13 protein-coding genes and 1 pseudogene are annotated in these 17,238 nt (G+C 71.3%); 5 read left to right on the top strand and 9 right to left on the bottom strand.

Annotated elements, in window-relative coordinates; all coding sequences use genetic code 11:
• Positions 1-367 precede the first annotated feature (367 nt).
• On the top strand, positions 368-679 hold the full coding sequence (locus tag BA175_RS05325; protein ID WP_069170028.1) for a hypothetical protein: 312 nt from the start codon (positions 368-370) through the stop codon (positions 677-679).
• 476 nt (positions 680-1,155) lie between these two features.
• Here the strand turns inward: BA175_RS05325 and BA175_RS05320 are convergent, their stop codons facing one another.
• The 4 genes from BA175_RS05320 to BA175_RS05305 all read right to left on the bottom strand — a co-directional run bounded on the left by BA175_RS05320 (position 1,156) and on the right by BA175_RS05305 (position 4,223).
• Positions 1,156-1,647 carry a phosphatase domain-containing protein gene (locus BA175_RS05320; protein ID WP_254667809.1) on the bottom strand — a complete coding sequence of 164 codons (492 nt, stop codon included), beginning with the start codon at positions 1,645-1,647 and terminating at the stop codon, positions 1,156-1,158.
• 120 nt (positions 1,648-1,767) lie between these two features.
• A complete protein-coding gene (locus BA175_RS05315; RefSeq protein WP_069170027.1) occupies positions 1,768-3,051 on the bottom strand; it encodes a SpoIIE family protein phosphatase in 1,284 nt (427 codons plus the stop codon).
• Positions 3,051-3,851: an alpha/beta fold hydrolase gene (locus BA175_RS05310; RefSeq protein WP_069170026.1), complete on the bottom strand. Its 801-nt coding sequence runs from the start codon at positions 3,849-3,851 to the stop codon at positions 3,051-3,053. Before BA175_RS05310 ends, BA175_RS05315 begins: the two co-directional genes overlap by 1 nt.
• 93 nt (positions 3,852-3,944) lie before the next feature.
• Complete coding sequence (locus tag BA175_RS05305) at positions 3,945-4,223, bottom strand: hypothetical protein (protein ID WP_069170025.1); 279 nt, start codon at positions 4,221-4,223, stop codon at positions 3,945-3,947.
• A 193-nt stretch (positions 4,224-4,416) separates the two neighbouring features.
• On the opposite strand from BA175_RS05305, the pseudogene BA175_RS31615 reads away from it, so the two are divergent.
• A pseudogene (locus BA175_RS31615) lies at positions 4,417-4,578 on the top strand (DUF6381 family protein); the annotation flags it as partial.
• 76 nt (positions 4,579-4,654) lie between these two features.
• Positions 4,655-7,075 (top strand): excinuclease ABC subunit UvrA, encoded by a 2,421-nt coding sequence (locus BA175_RS05295; protein ID WP_069170023.1) that lies wholly within the window; start codon positions 4,655-4,657, stop codon positions 7,073-7,075.
• Between the two features lie 81 nt (positions 7,076-7,156).
• On the opposite strand, the gene BA175_RS05290 is transcribed toward BA175_RS05295, so the two are convergent.
• From BA175_RS05290 to BA175_RS05280, 3 genes are read right to left on the bottom strand one after another with little or no spacing between them, the layout of a single operon-like run.
• Complete coding sequence (locus BA175_RS05290; protein ID WP_069170022.1) at positions 7,157-7,903, bottom strand: succinate dehydrogenase/fumarate reductase iron-sulfur subunit; 747 nt, start codon at positions 7,901-7,903, stop codon at positions 7,157-7,159.
• A complete protein-coding gene (locus BA175_RS05285; RefSeq protein ID WP_069170021.1) occupies positions 7,900-9,849 on the bottom strand; it encodes a fumarate reductase/succinate dehydrogenase flavoprotein subunit in 1,950 nt (649 codons plus the stop codon). The genes BA175_RS05290 and BA175_RS05285 overlap by 4 nt, the downstream gene beginning before the upstream one ends.
• 1 nt (position 9,850) lies before the next feature.
• Positions 9,851-10,558, bottom strand: coding sequence for a succinate dehydrogenase (locus BA175_RS05280; protein WP_079159382.1), 708 nt, complete (start codon positions 10,556-10,558; stop codon positions 9,851-9,853).
• 96 nt (positions 10,559-10,654) lie between these two features.
• Between BA175_RS05280 and BA175_RS05275 the strand changes: the two genes are divergently transcribed.
• Positions 10,655-11,584 carry a LysR family transcriptional regulator gene (locus BA175_RS05275; protein ID WP_069170019.1) on the top strand — a complete coding sequence of 310 codons (930 nt, stop codon included), beginning with the start codon at positions 10,655-10,657 and terminating at the stop codon, positions 11,582-11,584.
• Between the two features lie 95 nt (positions 11,585-11,679).
• On the opposite strand, the gene BA175_RS05270 is transcribed toward BA175_RS05275, so the two are convergent.
• Both BA175_RS05270 and BA175_RS05265 read right to left on the bottom strand, forming a co-directional pair.
• The gene (locus BA175_RS05270) at positions 11,680-13,854 is read right to left on the bottom strand and encodes a putative bifunctional diguanylate cyclase/phosphodiesterase (RefSeq protein ID WP_069170018.1); all 2,175 of its coding nucleotides are present in this window, start codon (positions 13,852-13,854) and stop codon (positions 11,680-11,682) included.
• Positions 13,851-14,669 (bottom strand): SAM-dependent methyltransferase, encoded by an 819-nt coding sequence (locus BA175_RS05265; RefSeq protein ID WP_079159381.1) that lies wholly within the window; start codon positions 14,667-14,669, stop codon positions 13,851-13,853. Before BA175_RS05265 ends, BA175_RS05270 begins: the two co-directional genes overlap by 4 nt.
• A 1,733-nt stretch (positions 14,670-16,402) precedes the next feature.
• On the opposite strand from BA175_RS05265, the gene BA175_RS05255 reads away from it, so the two are divergent.
• On the top strand, positions 16,403-17,170 hold the full coding sequence (locus BA175_RS05255) for a DUF4239 domain-containing protein (protein ID WP_069170015.1): 768 nt from the start codon (positions 16,403-16,405) through the stop codon (positions 17,168-17,170).
• Positions 17,171-17,238 lie beyond the last annotated feature (68 nt).

Here is a 17,238-nt window from a genome sequence, read left to right as displayed (position 1 = left end):
AACGACAGGACCCGGGTGGGGGGACTGCGGGCGGCGCTCGCACGGGCTTGTGGCTGGGAGTTTGGTATGGACCAATCGACAGGTCAAGGGCCTACCCGGGCCGAATGCCGCCCCTGTGACACCCCGGAGGCCGCGACGACGCCTCGCGTGGCACCGCGGAGCAGGCTCCACGGGACCACGGACGGAGAAGGGGTGAACGGTCACACGCATCCGGCAGGCGAACTTCCGCGCTTGCCGTCCGGGGCCAGGTGCGACGACGACCGCACCCCGCGTCCGGCACGCCAACACGTCTTGACCACAGGGGCGTTGCTGTGGGAAACTTCTGGGGAACCGGTTCGTCCGGACGCCACCACGGGCGTGGACCCACGTGGACGCCTTCCTGCGGAAGGCAAGCTTGCAGTCGATCGACCGCAACGGAGTGCGCCCTTTTCCGGGCCTCCGCCGCGTAGGTGAAGGGTCCACCCTCTTGTCGCTGTCTCTTGTCGATGTCCTTGCCATGTCTCCGTGCGCGTTTGCCGCGGTGCTGCTTCTCGCGTTCCTTTCCGTTCTCGTTCGCTGCGCGACGTTCCTCTGGGCGCTCCACATCACTGTCCGCGACGCCGAGGGAAGCGACCGGGCCGGCATCGTCGAAGCGGTGGGCGGCGCCCTGAAGTCGTTCGACTTCCGGAGCAGGAAGTAGCACCCCGCCCCCGCGGTTCGTCGTCGCGGGGGCGAGCTGGATCGGCCCTCGTGGACGACCCACCTCTCCGCCCGTGGTGCGACCGCGCCCTCGTCCTACGGCAGAAGAAGTCGACGAGCGGCTCCGGCCGTCCATGGCGGACCCAAGGGCTGTCCCGCAATTCCCGGCGGGCGCGCGACGACAGCTACGGCACCTCGCCGCGTTGTCGGAACGTCCACATCCCGTATGCGGACGTCCCTCCGCCGTGCGATGCACCGCATCCGACGCCGCGCGCTGGTCCACCGGGCATTGCGGGATCGCCCTCAGGGGTGAGACGTGCGCGTGCTACCGCGTACCGGTTCGGGAGGCCGCACGTCCGTGGCCACGTGAAGGACGGCCGCCTCGCCCGCTGCCGGCCGGGGCTCCCGGCCGGCTTGCGCCTCGACGGGACGGCCTTCGACGGGGCGCACACGACCCCGTGCGTCGGCCGCCGCCCGTCAGGTTCGCCCCTCGCGTTCCTGCGCGTCCTTCAGCTCGGGAGAAGGCAGGGCCCACCGGGCGCGTACCACCGTGAATCCGGCCCGCTCGGCCGCGTCGCAGACCAGCTCGTCGTCATCGACGAGGGCCCGCACCTCGCGCTGCCGGCCCAGCCGCTCGAGGATCTCCAGCTTGGTGTGGCGGGCCGGCCGCCGGTCGTCCTCACGCCGCATGAAGAGGCGGCCGCGCGGCAGCCCCTGCCGTTCCAGCCAGAGGAGCGTGGCTCGGCGGCAGCGCTCCGGCCTGCCGGTCAGGTAGACGACCTCGCACTCCTCCGCGCTCGCCAGAGCCAGGCTCACGCCTTCGGCCAGCGGCGGGTCGTCGGAGGCGGCGGAGAAGAACGCGGCCCAGTTCCGTCGGCGTCCCTGCAGGAAGTGCTGCCGGTGTCCGGTGTCGGCGAGCGTTCCGTCCAGGTCGAACACGGCCAGCGGCCGGGCGTCGTCTCTTCTCACGGCGACCACCCTAAGGGCTGTCCCGCAGTACCCGGCGGGCCGCGACGATCCGCAGGGAACCGGGGCACAGCCCGTGAAGGGCAGCGGGGCACCTGCCGGGGCGAAGGGCAGGACCGCGCCTCACGGTTCCCGGCTGCCGGGCCTCCCGGCGGCGGGCTCGGGCGCGGGCACGGCGGGGACGCTGAGGGCCAGGAGCGCGGTGTCGTCGTCGAGGCCTTGGCCGAGGGAGTCCAGAAGTGCGGTCAGGGCCTCGATCGCGGCGGGGGCGGAGGTGGGTGCCAGGGCCCGGGTGAACTCCAGCAGTGCTTCGTCACCGTACCGGCCGTCGCCCGTGGCGGTGTGCGCCTCGGGCAGGCCGTCCGTGTAGAGCAGCAGCGTGTCCCCGAGGCCCAGATGCACGACGGTGCCCGTGAAGTCCGCGTCGCGGAGTACGCCGACCAGCTGGCCTCCCGGGGTCGGGAGGAAGTCGGCGCTCCCGTCGGAGCGCATGAGCACGGCCGGCGGGTGGCCGCCGCTCGCCAGGGCCACGCGGAAGCCCCGATCCTCGCCCTCGGGCGCCAGCCGGCCGAAGATGGCGGTGCAGAAGCGCGGCTCTTCGTCAACGTTCTCCCCGTCGATGAGCACCGAGTTGAGAGCGCCCAGGACCCTGGCGGGGTCCCGGTCGTAGACGGCCGCCGCGCGCAGGGTGTAGCGGGCGAGGGAGGCGACGGCCGCCGCTTCGGCGCCCTTGCCCCGGACGTCCCCGAGGAAGAAACCCCAACTGCCGGACGCCAGGGGGAAGAGGTCGTAGAAGTCGCCGCCCACCTCGTCGGACGAGGCGATGTGGTAGTGCGCCGCCACGTCGAGACCGGGGACGGATACGAGTACGGGGGGCAGCAGCGACCGCTGCAGGGTGGTCGCGAGACGCTGCAGGCGCACGCGTTCGTGCTCGGCCTCCCGCCGGGCCCGCAGCAGCTCCCGCTCGTACGCGCGCCGGTCGCGCGCGTCCAGGAGGGTGGTGCGGATCAGCAACGGCTCGCCGTCGGTGCCCGTCCTGACGACCGACGTGGCCAGGACGGGCAGTACGCCGCGGTCCGCGGCCACCAGATCCAGGGCGACGCCGCTGACCTCGCCCTGCATGGTCAGCAGCGGGGCGAAGTGGGTCTCGTGGTAGAGCCGGCCGCCGACGGTGAGCAGGTCGGAGAAGCGCTTGTGACCCACCACCTCCTCGCGCCGCATGCCGAGCCATTTGAGCAGGGTCCCGTTGATCTTGACGATGCGGCCGTCCAGCCGGGTGGAGAGATATCCGCACGGCGCGTTCTCGTAGAGGTCCTCGGCGTTGTCGCCCAGCAGGGCCGCCATTTCCGTCCGCCCGGGTTCGCCACCTGCCCTCCCCCGGCCCCCGTCGGCCCCCGTACCCTCCATCACCGCTCCAGCACGAAGGAGGCGATGGCGTCGGCCGTGGCCCGCGGGGCGCTGAGCTGGGGGCAGTGGCCCGTCGCGTCCAGGGTGACCAGTTCACTGCCCGGGATGTGGGCGTGCACGTAGGCACCCACCTCGGGCGGGGCGATGGCGTCCCGTGCGCTCTGGGCGACCAGGGTCGGTACCGTCACGCCGGCCAGGGCGGCGCGGTGGTCGGAGAGGAAGGTCGTTCGCGCGAACACGCGTGCGATCTCCGGGTCCGTCCGGCAGAAGCTGTTGGTCAGCTCCTCGCCGAGCTCCGGACGGTCCGGGGTGCCCATGATCACGGGTGCCATCGTCGCGGACCAGCCCAGGTAGTTGCTCTCCAGCGAGTCGAGGAGTTCCTCGATGTCCTCCGCACTGAATCCGCCCCGGTAGCCGGCGTCGTCGACGTAGCGCGGCGAGGGGGTGAGCAGGACCAGCTTCTCGAAGAGCTCCGGCTCCTGTACCGAGGCCACGACGCCCATCATGGCACTCACCGAATGCCCCACGAACGTCACGGGCACGGGCGCGAACTCCCGGCAGACCGCAACGACGTCCTGGGCGTACCCCTCGACGGTCGAGTACTTCTCCGCGTCCCATGCCGACATGTCGGAGCGTCCCGCCCCCACATGGTCGAAGACGACGACCCGGAAGCGGTCGTCGAGGAGCGGCACCACCAGACGCCACAGGTTCTGGTCACAGCCGAATCCGTGGGAGAGCACCACTACCGGGCCGTCCTCGGGGCCCGTCACCGTCACCCGGTTCCTGCGCCACACGTCCATGCGTCAATCCTGTCATCTTCGCGGCCCGGTGGCCCGTGCGAAGGCGTGCAGGGCCACCCCGAGTGCCCCCGCACGCCCCCCGGACAGGCCCTCTCAGCCGGACGGCTCGTCCGGTGCGGGGTGCTCGGGATGGACCCCCGCCTGGAGCGGCTCGTCGCGGCCCGCTCCGGACTCGTCCAGTTCGGGCAGCTCCGCACCGGCGCCCTCGCCACCGGTCCCGTCCGCGTCCTGCCCGGGCGTCCTGGGCAGGACGGGCACGTCCAGTGGGTCCTCTCCCGCCTGTATCTGCTGGTCGGGCATGTCCCTGGGAAGGGGGGTGCCGGTGTCCTCCCCGTCCGTGTCCGCGGCTTCCTTCGAGCGGCGCTCGCTCATGGTCCTCCTCCGCTCCCCTGACATCGGTGGTCGCCTCCCACGTACCCCTCGTGCACGGGCCGAACCGTCTTTCGCCGGGCGGGGAACCGGCGCCCAGCTGCGGCGATCGCGGTGGGTGGCCGTTCGAGATGCACGGCGGCGCGGGCGCTGCTTCCCTGATCCTGTCCGCTCCCCCACAGATGCAGGAGTGATCATGAGCGTTGCAGGAGAGCCCGGCGGCCGTGCCCGGCAGATGCGCGCCAAGGCGCAGGAACTGAAGGAGGCGGCGGAGCGCGCCACCGACCCGGACCAGCGGCAGCGACTCCAGGACAAGGCCCGCCGCCTGCGCGAGCAGAGCGAGAAGGAGAGCGGCATGCAGCGTATCCGGCGATGCGGCAGGATCACCGGCACAGCCGTGTCCGCCCGCCGACCGTTACGGAGCCCTGCCGCCGATGTCCACCCCCCACGATCCGTACGTCCGGGTGCGCGGCGCTCGTGAGCACAACCTCCGTGCCGTGGACGTCGACATCCCGCGTGACACCCTGACGGTCTTCACGGGCGTCTCGGGGTCGGGAAAGTCCTCTCTGGCGTTCGGGACGATCTACGCCGAGGCCCAGCGGCGCTACTTCGAGTCGGTGGCCCCCTACGCCCGCCGGCTGATCCACCAGGTCGGTGCGCCCGACGTCGGTGAGATCACCGGTCTGCCGCCCGCCGTGTCCCTGGAGCAGCGCCGGTCGGCACCCGGCGCCAGGTCCTCGGTGGGTACGGTCACCACCCTGTCCAACTCGCTGCGCATGCTGTTCTCACGTGCGGGCACCTATCCGGCGGGGGCCCGCCGGCTCGACTCCGACGCGTTCTCGCCGAACACGGCGGCCGGGGCGTGCCCCGAGTGCCACGGACTCGGGAGCGTCCACCGCACCTCCGAGGAGCTGCTGGTACCCGATCCGTCGCTGTCGATCAGGGACGGGGCGATCGCGGCCTGGCCGGGGGCGTGGCAGGGCAAGAACCTCCGCGATGTGCTGGACGCCCTCGGCCACGACGTCGACCGGCCGTGGCGGGAGCTCGATCCGCGGGAGCGGGAGTGGATCCTGTTCACCGACGAACAACCGGTGGTCACCGTCCGCCCGGTCCGCGAGGCGGGCCGGATCCAGCGCCCCTATCAGGGCACGTACATGAGTGCGCGTCGCTACGTGATGCACACGTTCGCCGATACCCGCAGCCGTACGCTGCGGGCGAAGGCCGAACGCTTCCTCACCGCCGAGCCGTGTCCGGTGTGCCGGGGGAGCCGGCTGCGTCCCGAGGCGATGGCGGTCACCTTCGCGGGCCGGACGATCGCCGACCTCGTCTCGCTGCCCCTCGCGACCCTCACCGAGGTGCTGCGGGCAGCGGGGGGCGACGGTACGGCGCGCGTGCTCACGGCCGACCTGCTGGCCCGGATCGAGCCCGTGTCCGAGCTGGGTCTGGGCTATCTCAGCCTGGACCGCACGGCCCCGACCCTGTCCTCGGGCGAACTCCAGCGCCTGCGGCTCGCCACACAGCTGCGCTCGGGGCTCTTCGGCGTCGTCTACGTGCTGGACGAACCGTCGGCCGGCCTGCATCCCGCGGACACGGAGTCGCTGCTCCGCGTCCTCGGCAGGCTGAAGGAGGCGGGGAACTCGGTCTTCGTGGTGGAGCACCAGATGGACGTCGTGCGCCAGGCGGACTGGCTGGTGGACGTGGGGCCGCTGGCGGGCGAGCACGGGGGCCGAGTGCTGCACAGCGGGCCGCCGGAGGGGCTCGCCGGGGTGGCGGGGTCCGCGACCCGGCGGTTCCTGTTCGACGAGGAGCCGCCGCCGGCACGGGAGCCGCGCACCCCGGCCGGCCGGATCACGTTGCACGGGGTGGACCTGCACAACGTGCGCGGTGTCGACGTCTCGGTCCCGCTCGGGGTGCTGACCGCCGTCACGGGGGTGTCCGGGTCGGGCAAGTCCACCCTGGTGGGCCAGGTCCTGGCGGGGGTGCTCGCGGACCGGCGGCCGGCGGACACCACGGAGGCCCCGGACACCGCGGCCCGCGGCTGCGCGTCGGCCGAGGGGCTGGAGACGGTGGACAGGCTGGTCCAGGTGGACCAGCGGCCCATCGGCCGTACGCCACGCTCCAACCTGGCCACGTACACCGGGCTGTTCGACGTCGTACGGAAGCTGTTCGCGGCCACGGGGACGGCACGGAAGCGCGGGTACCGGGCGGGCCGCTTCTCGTTCAACGTGGCGGGCGGGCGGTGCGAGACCTGTCAGGGCGAGGGGTTCGTCTCCGTGGAACTGCTCTTCCTCCCCAGTACGTACACCCCCTGCCCGGACTGCCACGGTGCGCGGTACAACCCGGCCACCCTGGAGGTCACCCTGCGCGGCCTCACGATCGCGGAGGTGCTGGACCTGACGGTGGAGGCGGCAGCCGGTTTCCTGGCGGGGACGCCGTCGGCGGAGCGCAGTCTGCGGGCCCTGCTGGACGTGGGGCTCGGCTATCTGCGGCTCGGTCAGCCCGCGACGGAACTGTCGGGTGGGGAGGCCCAGCGGATCAAACTGGCCACGGAGCTGCAGCGTGTCCGCCGGGGGCACACCCTCTATCTGCTCGACGAGCCGACGACGGGCCTCCATCCTGCCGATGTGGAGGTGCTCATGCGGCAGTTGCACGGTCTGGTCGAGGCAGGCGACACCGTGGTGGTCGTGGAGCACGACATGGCGGTGGTGGCCGGCGCGGACCATGTGATCGACCTGGGACCGGGCGGCGGGGACCGCGGCGGGCGCATCGTCGCCACGGGCACCCCGCAGCAGGTGGCGAGGGCGGCGGGCAGCCGCACGGCCCCCTACCTCGCGAAGGCGCTGCGGAGGGAGTGAGCCGCGAACGGCCCGGTGACCGGGCGGGGCGGTCCCGCCCGGTCACCGGGGCGTCGGCCTCGTTCCGTCGCAGCGCCGGGATCAGCGGCGTACCTTGCGGGTGGCCCGCAGCCACTCCTTGTTCATCGCGGCGATCGACGGCAGCGGAATGCCCTTGGGACAGGCGGTGGCGCACTCCCCGGTCAGGGTGCATCCGCCGAAGCCTTCCTCGTCCATGGTGGCGACCATGTCGAGGACCCGGGTCTCCCGCTCGGGGGCGCCCTGCGGGAGCACGTTGAGGTGGTTGACCTTCGCCGAGGTGAAGAGCATCGCCGAGCCGTTGGGGCAGGCGGCGACGCAGGCACCGCAGCCGATGCACTCGGCGTGCTCGAAGGCGAAGTCGGCGTCCGGCTTGGGCACCGGGGTGGCGTGCGCGTCGGGGGCTGTCCCGGTGGGGGCGGAGATGTATCCGCCGGACTGGATGATCCGGTCGAAGGCCGAACGGTCGACGACGAGGTCCTTGACCACGGGGAAGGCCGAGGCACGCCACGGTTCCACGTCGATCGTGTCACCGTCCTGGAAGGACCGCATGTGCAGCTGGCAGGTGGTGGTGCGTTCGGGGCCGTGGGCGTCGCCGTTGATGACGAGGCTGCACGCGCCGCAGATGCCTTCGCGGCAGTCGTGGTCGAAGGCGACGGGCTCGTCACCGCCGAGGATGAGCTCCTCGTTGAGGGTGTCGAGCATCTCCAGGAACGACATGTCCCGCGAGATCCCGTCGACTTCGTAGGTGACCATCGCGCCGGGTGCTTCGGCGTTCTGCTGGCGCCAGACGCGCAGGGTGAGCTTCATGCGTAGCTCCGCTGGGTGGGGTGGACGTACTCGAAGACGAGGTCTTCCTTGTGCAGGACGGGGGCGTCGCCGGTGGCGCCGAACTCCCAGGCGGCGACGTAGGAGAACTCCTCGTCCCTGCGGGCGGCTTCGCCGTCCGGGGTCTGCGACTCCTCGCGGAAGTGCCCGCCGCAGGATTCGGCGCGGTGCAGTGCGTCGAGGCACATGAGCTCGGCGAGCTCCAGGTAGTCGACGACGCGGTTGGCCTTCTCCAGCGCCTGGTTGAGCTGTTCGCCGGTGCCCGGCACCTTGACGCGGCGCCAGAACTCCTCACGGATCCGGGGGATGCGGTGCAGGGCCTCGCGCAGCCCTTCCTCGGTGCGGGCCATGCCGCAGAACTCCCACATGAGTGCGCCGATCTCGCGGTGGAAGGAGTCCGGGGTACGGTCACCGTCGACGGCGAGCAGGAGGTGGAGACGGTCCTCGGTCTCGGCGACGGCCTCGGCGACCGCCGGGTGGCGGTCGTCGATCTCCTCGCTGTGCGGGTGGCGCGCGAGGTAGTCGTTGATGGTGGACGGCAGGACGAAGTAGCCGTCGGCGAGGCCCTGCATCAGGGCGGAGGCGCCGAGCCGGTTGGCCCCGTGGTCGGAGAAGTTGGCCTCGCCGATCGCGAACAGTCCCGGAACGGTGGTCTGGAGGTCGTAGTCGACCCAGAGCCCGCCCATCGTGTAGTGCACGGCCGGGTAGATGCGCATCGGGGTCTCGTACGGGTTCTCCGCCGTGATCTGCGCGTACATGTCGAAGAGGTTGCCGTACTTCTCCTCGACCGCGGCCCTGCCCATGCGCTGGATGGCCTCGGCGAAGTCGAGGTAGACGCCCTGGCCGCCCGGTCCGACGCCGCGGCCCTCGTCGCAGACGTTCTTCGCGGCGCGGGAGGCGATGTCGCGGGGCACCAGGTTCCCGAAGGCCGGATAGATGCGCTCCAGGTAGTAGTCGCGCTCGTCCTCGGGGATCTCGCCGGCGGGCCGCTGATCACCCTTCGCCTTGGGCACCCAGATGCGGCCGTCGTTGCGCAGCGATTCACTCATCAGCGTGAGCTTGGACTGGTGGTCGCCGGTACGCGGGATGCAGGTGGGGTGGATCTGGGTGAAGCAGGGGTTGGCGAAGTACGCGCCCCTGCGGTGGGCCCGCCAGACGGCGGTGGCATTGGAGTTCATGGCGTTCGTCGACAGGTAGAAGACGTTGCCGTATCCGCCGCTGGCCAGGACGACCGCGTCGGCGAAGTAGGTGTCGATCCTCCCGGTGACGAGGTCGCGGGCCACGATGCCGCGCGCCCTGCCGTCGACGACGATCAGGTCGAGCATCTCGGTACGGGCGTGCAGTTCGACGTTGCCGGCGGCGATCTGGCGGGAGAGCGCCTGGTAGGCGCCGAGGAGGAGCTGCTGTCCGGTCTGGCCGCGGGCGTAGAAGGTCCGGGAGACCTGGACCCCGCCGAAGGAGCGGTTGTCGAGCAGGCCGCCGTACTCGCGGGCGAAGGGGACTCCCTGGGCGACACACTGGTCGATGATCTCCACGGAGATCTCGGCCAGGCGGTGGACGTTGGACTCGCGGGCGCGGAAGTCGCCGCCCTTGACGGTGTCGTAGAAGAGCCGGTGCACGGAGTCGCCGTCGTTGCGGTAGTTCTTCGCCGCGTTGATGCCGCCCTGCGCGGCAACGGAGTGGGCCCGGCGGGGTGAGTCCTGGAAGCAGAACTGGACGACGTGATAGCCCTGTTCGGCGAGGGTGGCGCCGGCCGATCCGCCGGCCAGCCCGGTGCCGACGACGATCACGGTGTGCTTGCGGCGGTTGGCCGGGTTGACGAGCTTCGCCTGGAAGCGGCGCGTGTCCCAGCGGTCGGCGACGGGGCCTTCGGGTGCCTTGGAGTCGACGACGGGCTCGCCGGTCCGGTAGTTCGTGTAGTCGCTCATGTCAGCTCACCACTCCGGTCATGACGGCGACGGGTACGGAGACGAATCCGGCCGTCAGCACCACTGCGAGGACGTTGGCGAGGGCCTTCAGTACGCGGTCCCGGGTCGCGTTGCCCACGCCGAGGGTCTGCGCCGCACTCCAGAAACCGTGCTGGACGTGCAGGCCGAGGGCCAGTACGGCGACGATGTAGACGACGTTGCCGTACCAGGTGGAGAAGGTGTCGAGCACGTTCTGGTAGGGGTGCCCGGGCTGGAATCCGCCGGGGTGGACCGTGCCGGTGGTCAGGTCCAGGATGTGCCAGACGATGAACAGCGCGAGGATGAGGCCGCCGTAGCGCATGGTGCGGGTGGCGTAGCTCGCGCGCGCCCGCTTGTGCACGTACGCCGTCGGACGCGCCCGGAGGTCCCGGCGGCTCAGCTGGTACGCGGAGACGGCGTGCAGGACGACGGCCGCGACGAGCACCACGCGGACGATCCAGAGTGCCCACTCGTAGTGCAGGAAGGGTTCGCCGAGTGTCCGGAGCCAGTGCGCGTAGTGGTTGAACTCGTCCGATCCGAAAAAGATCTTCAGGTTGCCCAGCATGTGCACCACCAGGTAACCGAGCATGACCAGGCCGCTCACGGCCATGATCGTCTTCTTCCCGACGGACGAGTCCCAGAGCGTACGCGTCATGGACGGCCGTCGGTCCGTCCGCGTTGCCAATGCCATGGACACGACGCTAGAGGTACGGGAGACCATCAGTCCAAAACATGAAACGAGTCATGTTCATAGGCATCGGCTATGCAGCGGGGTAGCGTCGGTCCCATGCACTTCCAGCAGCTCACCTACTTCGTGGCCGTGGCCGAGGCCAGGCACTTCACCCGCGCCGCCGAGGAGGTGCACGTCTCCCAGCCCTCCCTCTCCCAGCAGATCAAGGCGCTGGAGAGAGAGCTGGGCGCCGAACTGTTCAGCCGGGCCCGGGGCAACATCACCCTCACCGACGCGGGTGAGGCCCTGCTCCCGCTGGCCCGCAGGATCCTGGCGGACGCCGACACCGCCCGGCACGAGGTGCAGGAACTGGTCCAGCTGCGCCGGGGACGAATCAGGCTCGGCGCCACCCCCAGTGTCTGCACGGGTCTGCTGCCCGAGGTCCTGCGCACCTTCCACGGCACGCACCCGGGAATCCGGCTGCTGATCGAGGAGGGCGGCTCCCACGACCTCGTACGGGAGCTGGCGCGGGGCGCCCTGGACCTCGCGCTGCTCGTGCTGCCGCTGCCCGCGGCCTCCCCCGCGCTCACCACGGTCGAGCTCCTGCAGGAGGACCTGGTGGTGGTGTCGTCGGCCGGCCGGCCCGCGCCCGGAAGGAGGGGGGCCGTGCACATCGCCGACCTGGAGAACGAGCCGTTGGTGATGTTCCGGCACGGCTACGACCTGCGCGAACTGACGGTCGCCGCCTGTCGCGCCGAGGGTTTCGAGCCCTCGTTCACGGTGGAGGGCGGCGAGATGGACGCCGTACTGGGCTTCGTACGCGCCGGGCTCGGGATCGCGGTGGTGCCCCGTATGGTCGCCGTACGGGCCGGCCAGGACCTGCGGACGACGCCGCTGGCCTCGCCGGGCCTGCGGCGCACCATCGCGCTCGCCCACCGCAGCGACGTCGAACCACCGCGCGCGGCGCGCGAGCTGCAGCGCATGCTCCTGGGGGCGCCGCCCGCCGGCCCCGCGGCCGGGGGCGGACCCGGCCCGTCCGGCGGCTGAGGGAGCAGCCGACCTGCGGCCCCGGGGAACCGTCCGGCGGCTGGCGTGAGCCGCCGGACGGCTGAGGGGCAGCCGACGGCTGAGGAAGGGGTACGTCAGACGGCGTCCGCCAGCAGCAGGGAGTGGATCCGGTCCGGGGCCCCCGGCCTGGCGTAGTACCAGCCCTGGGCGGTGTCGCAGCCGAGCTGCCTCAACTGCTCCGCCTGCGCACCGGTCTCCACGCCCTCCACCGTGACCGCGAGGTCCAGGCTGTGGGCGAGCGAGACGATGCCCTCGACGATCTTCAGGTCGACCGGATCGGCCGGGTGGTGCTGCATCCCCTGCGTGAAGGAACGGTCCAGCTTGAGCACGCTCACCGGCAGCCGCCGCAGGTTCGCCAGGTTCGAGTACCCCGTCCCGAAGTCGTCGAGCGCGATGTCGACGCCCATCTCCGCGAGTTGGCGCAGCGGCTTCAGCAGGTCGTCGTCCGCCCCGATCAGCGCGGACTCGGTGACCTCGAGGCAGAGCGCCCCCGGCTCCAGCCCGGAGCGTTCCAGTACGTCGACGGTCTCGGCGACCAGCCGGGGGTGGTGGAGCTGGGTAGGCGAGAGGTTCACGTTGATCCGCAGGGGGCCTCCGTCGGTGTGCCGCTCCTGCCAGTGGTTGGCCTGGCGCACGGATTCCTCCAGCACCCAGCGCCCGAGCGGCACGATGAGACCGGTGTGCTCGGCGAGCGGGATGAAGCGGTCCGGCCCCAGCACACCGTGCTGCGGGTGGCACCAGCGCACGAGCGCCTCCGCGCCGTGCACGCTGCCGTCGTGCAGGTGCACGAGCGGCTGGTACTCGATGAAGAACTCCCCCCGGTCCAGCGCCGTGGGCAGGGCCGTCGTGAGCCCGTGCCGGGTGATGGCACGGGCGTCGGCCTCCGCGTCGGCGAGCGCGAAGCGGTTGCCGCCGGCGGCCTTGGCCCGGTACATGGTGATGTCCGCGCTGCGCAGCACCTCGGCGGCGGTGCGTTCGCCGGAGGGACCCTCGACGACGCCGATGGACCCGCGTACGGTCAGCTCCCGCCCGTCGAGGCGGATGGGCGTGGCGAGCGCCGAGAGGATGCGGGCGGCCAGTTCGTCGACCTCGTCCTCGGTACGGGGTCCGGTCGTCAGGGCCACGAACTCGTCCCCGCCGAGCCGGGCGACCATCTCGCCCGGTGCGGTCGCGCAGCTCTGCAGCCGGTCGGCGACCTCGACCAGGAGCCGGTCACCGGCCGCGTGGCCCAGGCTGTCGTTGATCGCCTTGAAGCCGTCGAGGTCGAGGTAGCAGAGCCCGAAGCGCATGCCCTCCCTGGGGGTGAGGGCCTTCTCCAGACGCTCGAAGAACAGGGTCCGGTTGGGCAGTCCGGTGAGCGCGTCGTGGGTGGCCTCGTAGCGCAGCCGCAGGTTGAGCAGCCTCCGCTCGGTGGTGTCCTCCAACAGGGCGAGCTGGTACTGCGGCTGATCCTTCGCGTCCCGCAGCAGTGAGACCGTGAGGTTGGTCCACAACACCGTGCCGTCGTTGCGGTAGTACGGCTTCTCGACGCTGTAGTGCTCGCGCTCGCCGCGCACCAGTTCGCCGTAGTACTTCCACACGTGCGGCGAGTCCTCCGGGTGGACCCACTCGTGCACCTTGTGACTGCGGACGTGGTGCTCGAGGCCGCCGAACATCCGGGTGAGGGTGTCGTTGATCTCCAGGATGTTGCCGTCGAGGTCGGCGATGCCGATGCCGATGGCGGCGTCCTTGAACACGGCGCGAAAGCGTGCCTCCGTGGCGTGCAGAGCCTGTTCGGCCTGTGAGCGGGCGGCGAGCGCCGAGCGTGCGATGGCCTCCTGCTCGGCGAGGGTGCGTTCGCGCAGTGCCTGCGTGAACCCCCCGGCCAGGGCGTGCTGGATGCGGGCGCACCGCGCCCGGCTGTCCTCCGTGGAGAGTTCCACCGGGCCGTTGCCACCGCAGTAGAGCACCAGGTAGGAGTCGATGACGCCGAGCGTGGAGGTCAGCGCGTCGGGGTCGGTGCAGTGCGCCGCGACCAGCGCGCCGCCCACCCGGTGGGCGGGGGTGGCGTCGAAGGGCCGCGCGTGGAGGATGGCGTCCAGCTCCCGGGCGAGCGGCAGCAGATGCTGTTCGAACTCCGGGCGGGTCATCGAGGTGGCGGTGGACGGGAAGATGGCCCGGCTCCAGATGGTGGCGAATCGTCTGAGCCGGCCCTCGGGGCCGTCCGGTTCCGCGTCCGGCGTGCCGGACGCCTGGGCGGGAATGCTCACGCCTTGCGCCCCACCCCGGCGAAGCCCGAGGAGGCGAACGGGTCTTCCTGGGCCCGCCCCTCGAGGGACTCGGGACGCCAGTCGGGCATGAAGACGAGGCCGGGCTCGACCATCTCGTACCCCTCGAAGAACCGGCTGATCTCCGCGCGCGACCGCATGACCAGGGGGTTGCGGATGCTGCGGTAGACGCCGACCGCGCCACCCGCCTCCTCCTGCGGGAGCGGAATGCCCTCGTAGGAGGCGTGGGTCAGGATGAGCAGACTGCCGGGCGCCAGCGCGTCACGCAGTTCGGCGACGGCCGCGTACGGGTCGTCGGCGTCCTCGATGAAGTGGAGTACCGCGACGAGCAGCAGGGCCACGGGCTTGTCCAGGTCGAGGAGTCCGCGGACCTCCGGGGCGTCCAAGATGGCGCGGGGCTTGCGGAGGTCCGCGGCGGCGACCACGGTCCGCTCGTTGCCCTCGAGGACGGCCTGGCTGTGGGCGACGGCGACCGGGTCGTGGTCGACGTAGACGATCCGTGCCTCCGGGTCGGCGGCCTGGGCCACTTCGTGGACATTGCCGAATGTCGGTATGCCGGAGCCGATGTCCAGGAACTGGCTGATGCCTGAATGGGCTGCGTGGAGCACCGCCCTGCGCATAAAGGCCCGATTCGCCTGCATGATCTTGGGAAGACCCGGCAGGAACTCCATGGCCTTGCGGGCCGCTTCCCGGTCCACCTCGAAATTGTGCGAACCGCCCAGATAGAAGTCGTACATGCGAGACACGCTCGGCACCGAGATGTCAATGCCTTGCGGTGCCCAGGCGGGACGCTCCATCGATGTCTCCAACAAGTCGCCACGGCGATCCGGCCATGTTCATGGTCAGTGTTGTCCAGAGGCTACTGACCGGCCGCCAGGAGAGCGAGCGGAAACGGAAATTAGAGATCCGTTATTGGTCACACACCAGTGGCATGTGCAACGTCCGTCGCTGCGCGTGAACATGCGGCGACGGACCGGCACGAAATGACTTCCCGGCCACCAGCACAGGAGCCGACGGGCTTTACGCCGGATACCAAGGGGTGCCATGTCCCCCCGCCGCCAAGCCTGTTGGTACCCCGACTTCGCCGGCCGATGCGCGGACCGGTCGACAGTCGAGCGGCTGCCGCTGGATACCGTCGGTGGAGCGGAGTGGCACGCATCGCTTGACGGTGACACCTTCGACGGCATTTTCAGCCATGTGGCTGATATGGCGGGCCACTTCTCGGGCGGTCACCCGCGCGCCGATTGTTCGACCGGACCGAGTCGGGCGGGAAACGGTAAACCGCCGTACCCACTTGTCGGTGTCCACGTTTTCCGAGTTCCGGGTCTTTCCGAACCGAAACTCCGGCGTGATCGTCCGGCGCCGAGCCCACTGGCCGTCGGCGTTCACCCGCGTCCCGTTTCCGTACGGCGCCACCGCGACCCGGAACAGCCGGTGCCCTGCCCGGCGGACCGCCGGCCCGTGTCCCCGGCGTACGGGGGCATCGCCCGGCCCGCGACCGTCGGGCATCTCACCCCGTCGGCCGGAAGCCGTGGCCCTACAGGACGGGGCGCCAGGGCACCCTGGCGCCCCGGCCCATCAGGTCACGCACTCCCTCCCGCGTCCGAGCTGTGGCCCATGCCCACACCGCCGCACCGGACGCGCCGAAGCCGCCGTCGGCGCGTCATGACCTGAGGCCGCGGCACCCCGGTCCGGCGGTAGAGGTCGACGACGGACCCGTCTCCTGACCGCACGCCGCCGGCGGAGCCAGTTGCGCCGGGAGAACCGTGCCGTCGCTCGAACGAGGCGTTCCGCCAGGCGTTCGCGCCGAGCCCCTCCGCTCCCCCGCCGGCCGGTACGCGGGCCCGCCTCTCCCCTGGCTCGCGTACGGCCGCAGAACACCGCCGTGTTCGTCCCGGCGCGCGATCCTTCGTCGTCGGGCCCAAACATGAACAGCCGGACGTACCCTCCATCGGGCGAATCAGCCCGGCCCCCCGCGTGTGACGCCCCGCCGGGGAACATGCTCCCCGGCGTGTACGGATCACCCATACGGCGGCTCGTGGCCGCCGTTGCCCTGCTCTGGCTGCTCGCCGTACCGGCACCCGCCGTCGGCGACTCCTGCGCGATCGCCACCGTCGGGCAGGGGGACGGCGACTCGTTCGTCGCCGTGGCCGGCGACGGAGATTGCGAGGCCGTCATCACCGAACCCGAACCGACCCCACCGCCTCCACCGCCGCCACCACCGCCACCGCCACCGCCGCCCAAGCCGGAACCCCCACAGCCGACCGCGCCACGTCCGTCCCAGTNCGCGCCACCCCCACCGCCCCCACCGCCCCCACCTCCCTCGCGCCCGCCCTCCCCCACTCCGACGGCGCGGCCCGTCCCGCCCGCACCCGGGCCGATCGCCCTGCCCGCCTACCGGAAGGCTGCCCGCAAGGCACCCAGGAGCGGCACCTCGCTGGTCTCCCTCACCTTGGTGATCACCGCGCCCGCCGTCTTCGCCGTAGCAGTGCTGCGGCCCCGATCGTCCCGCTGACCGTGAAGGGCACCCATGTCGGAATGGCTCGTCCTGACCATCGCGATGGCCTCGGCCTGTGCCGTCGTCCTGACCATCGCCATCCTCAACAACCGCCGGATCGGCGACGACGACGACCCGTCGGAGACGCCGGACGTCATCGAGTACATGACGATGATGATCGGCGTGGTGTACGCGATCGTGCTCGGCCTGGCCATCGCCGGTGTCTGGGAGGGCCGCAGCGCCGCCCAGGAATCGGTACGCCTGGAGGCCCAGGCCCTGCACGAGGTCAGCGCGCGCTCCGCCGTCTACCCGGCCGAGGTGCGCGACCGCATCCGCGGGGACGTCGACGCGTACGTGGCCCATGTCGTCGACGACGAGTGGAAGGCCATGACGGAGCACGGCTCCCTGACCGCGGAAGGCACCAGGCTGCTCGATCGGGTACGGGCCGACGTCACGAGGTACGTCCCCCGGACGGAGCTCGAGGGGCAGGCCTACCAGCCTCTGGTCGACCAGGTGGCCGCGGCGGACGACGCACGCGGCGCGCGGGGGCAGAACGCGGGGGCGACGATGCCGGGGGTCGTCTGGTTCGGCCTGATCACCGGAGCGCTGGTCACGGTCGGGCTGATCTTCACGCTCCAGATCCGCAGGACCTTCCGTGAACTGCTGCTGGCGGGCCTCTTCAGCGTGCTGATCGCCTTTCTGCTCTTCCTCATCTGGGACTTCGACGCCCCGTTCGGCCGGGGCATCTCGGCCACGGCCGCGCCCTTCGTCGATCTGTTCCCGCACGCCGCGGGCGGGTAAGGGCTGTCCCGCACTTCCCGGTGGATCGGCGTGCGGCGTCAGATGCGGGGCATCGCAAGGCGGAGGGA

The sequence above is a fragment of the Streptomyces griseus genome (assembly GCF_001715295.1).
In the GTDB taxonomy this organism is placed as follows: Bacteria; Actinomycetota; Actinomycetes; order Streptomycetales; family Streptomycetaceae; genus Streptomyces; species Streptomyces griseus_G.
The sequence above is the reverse complement of the archived record's forward strand: the minus strand, read 5'-3'. Positions and strand labels throughout refer to the sequence as shown.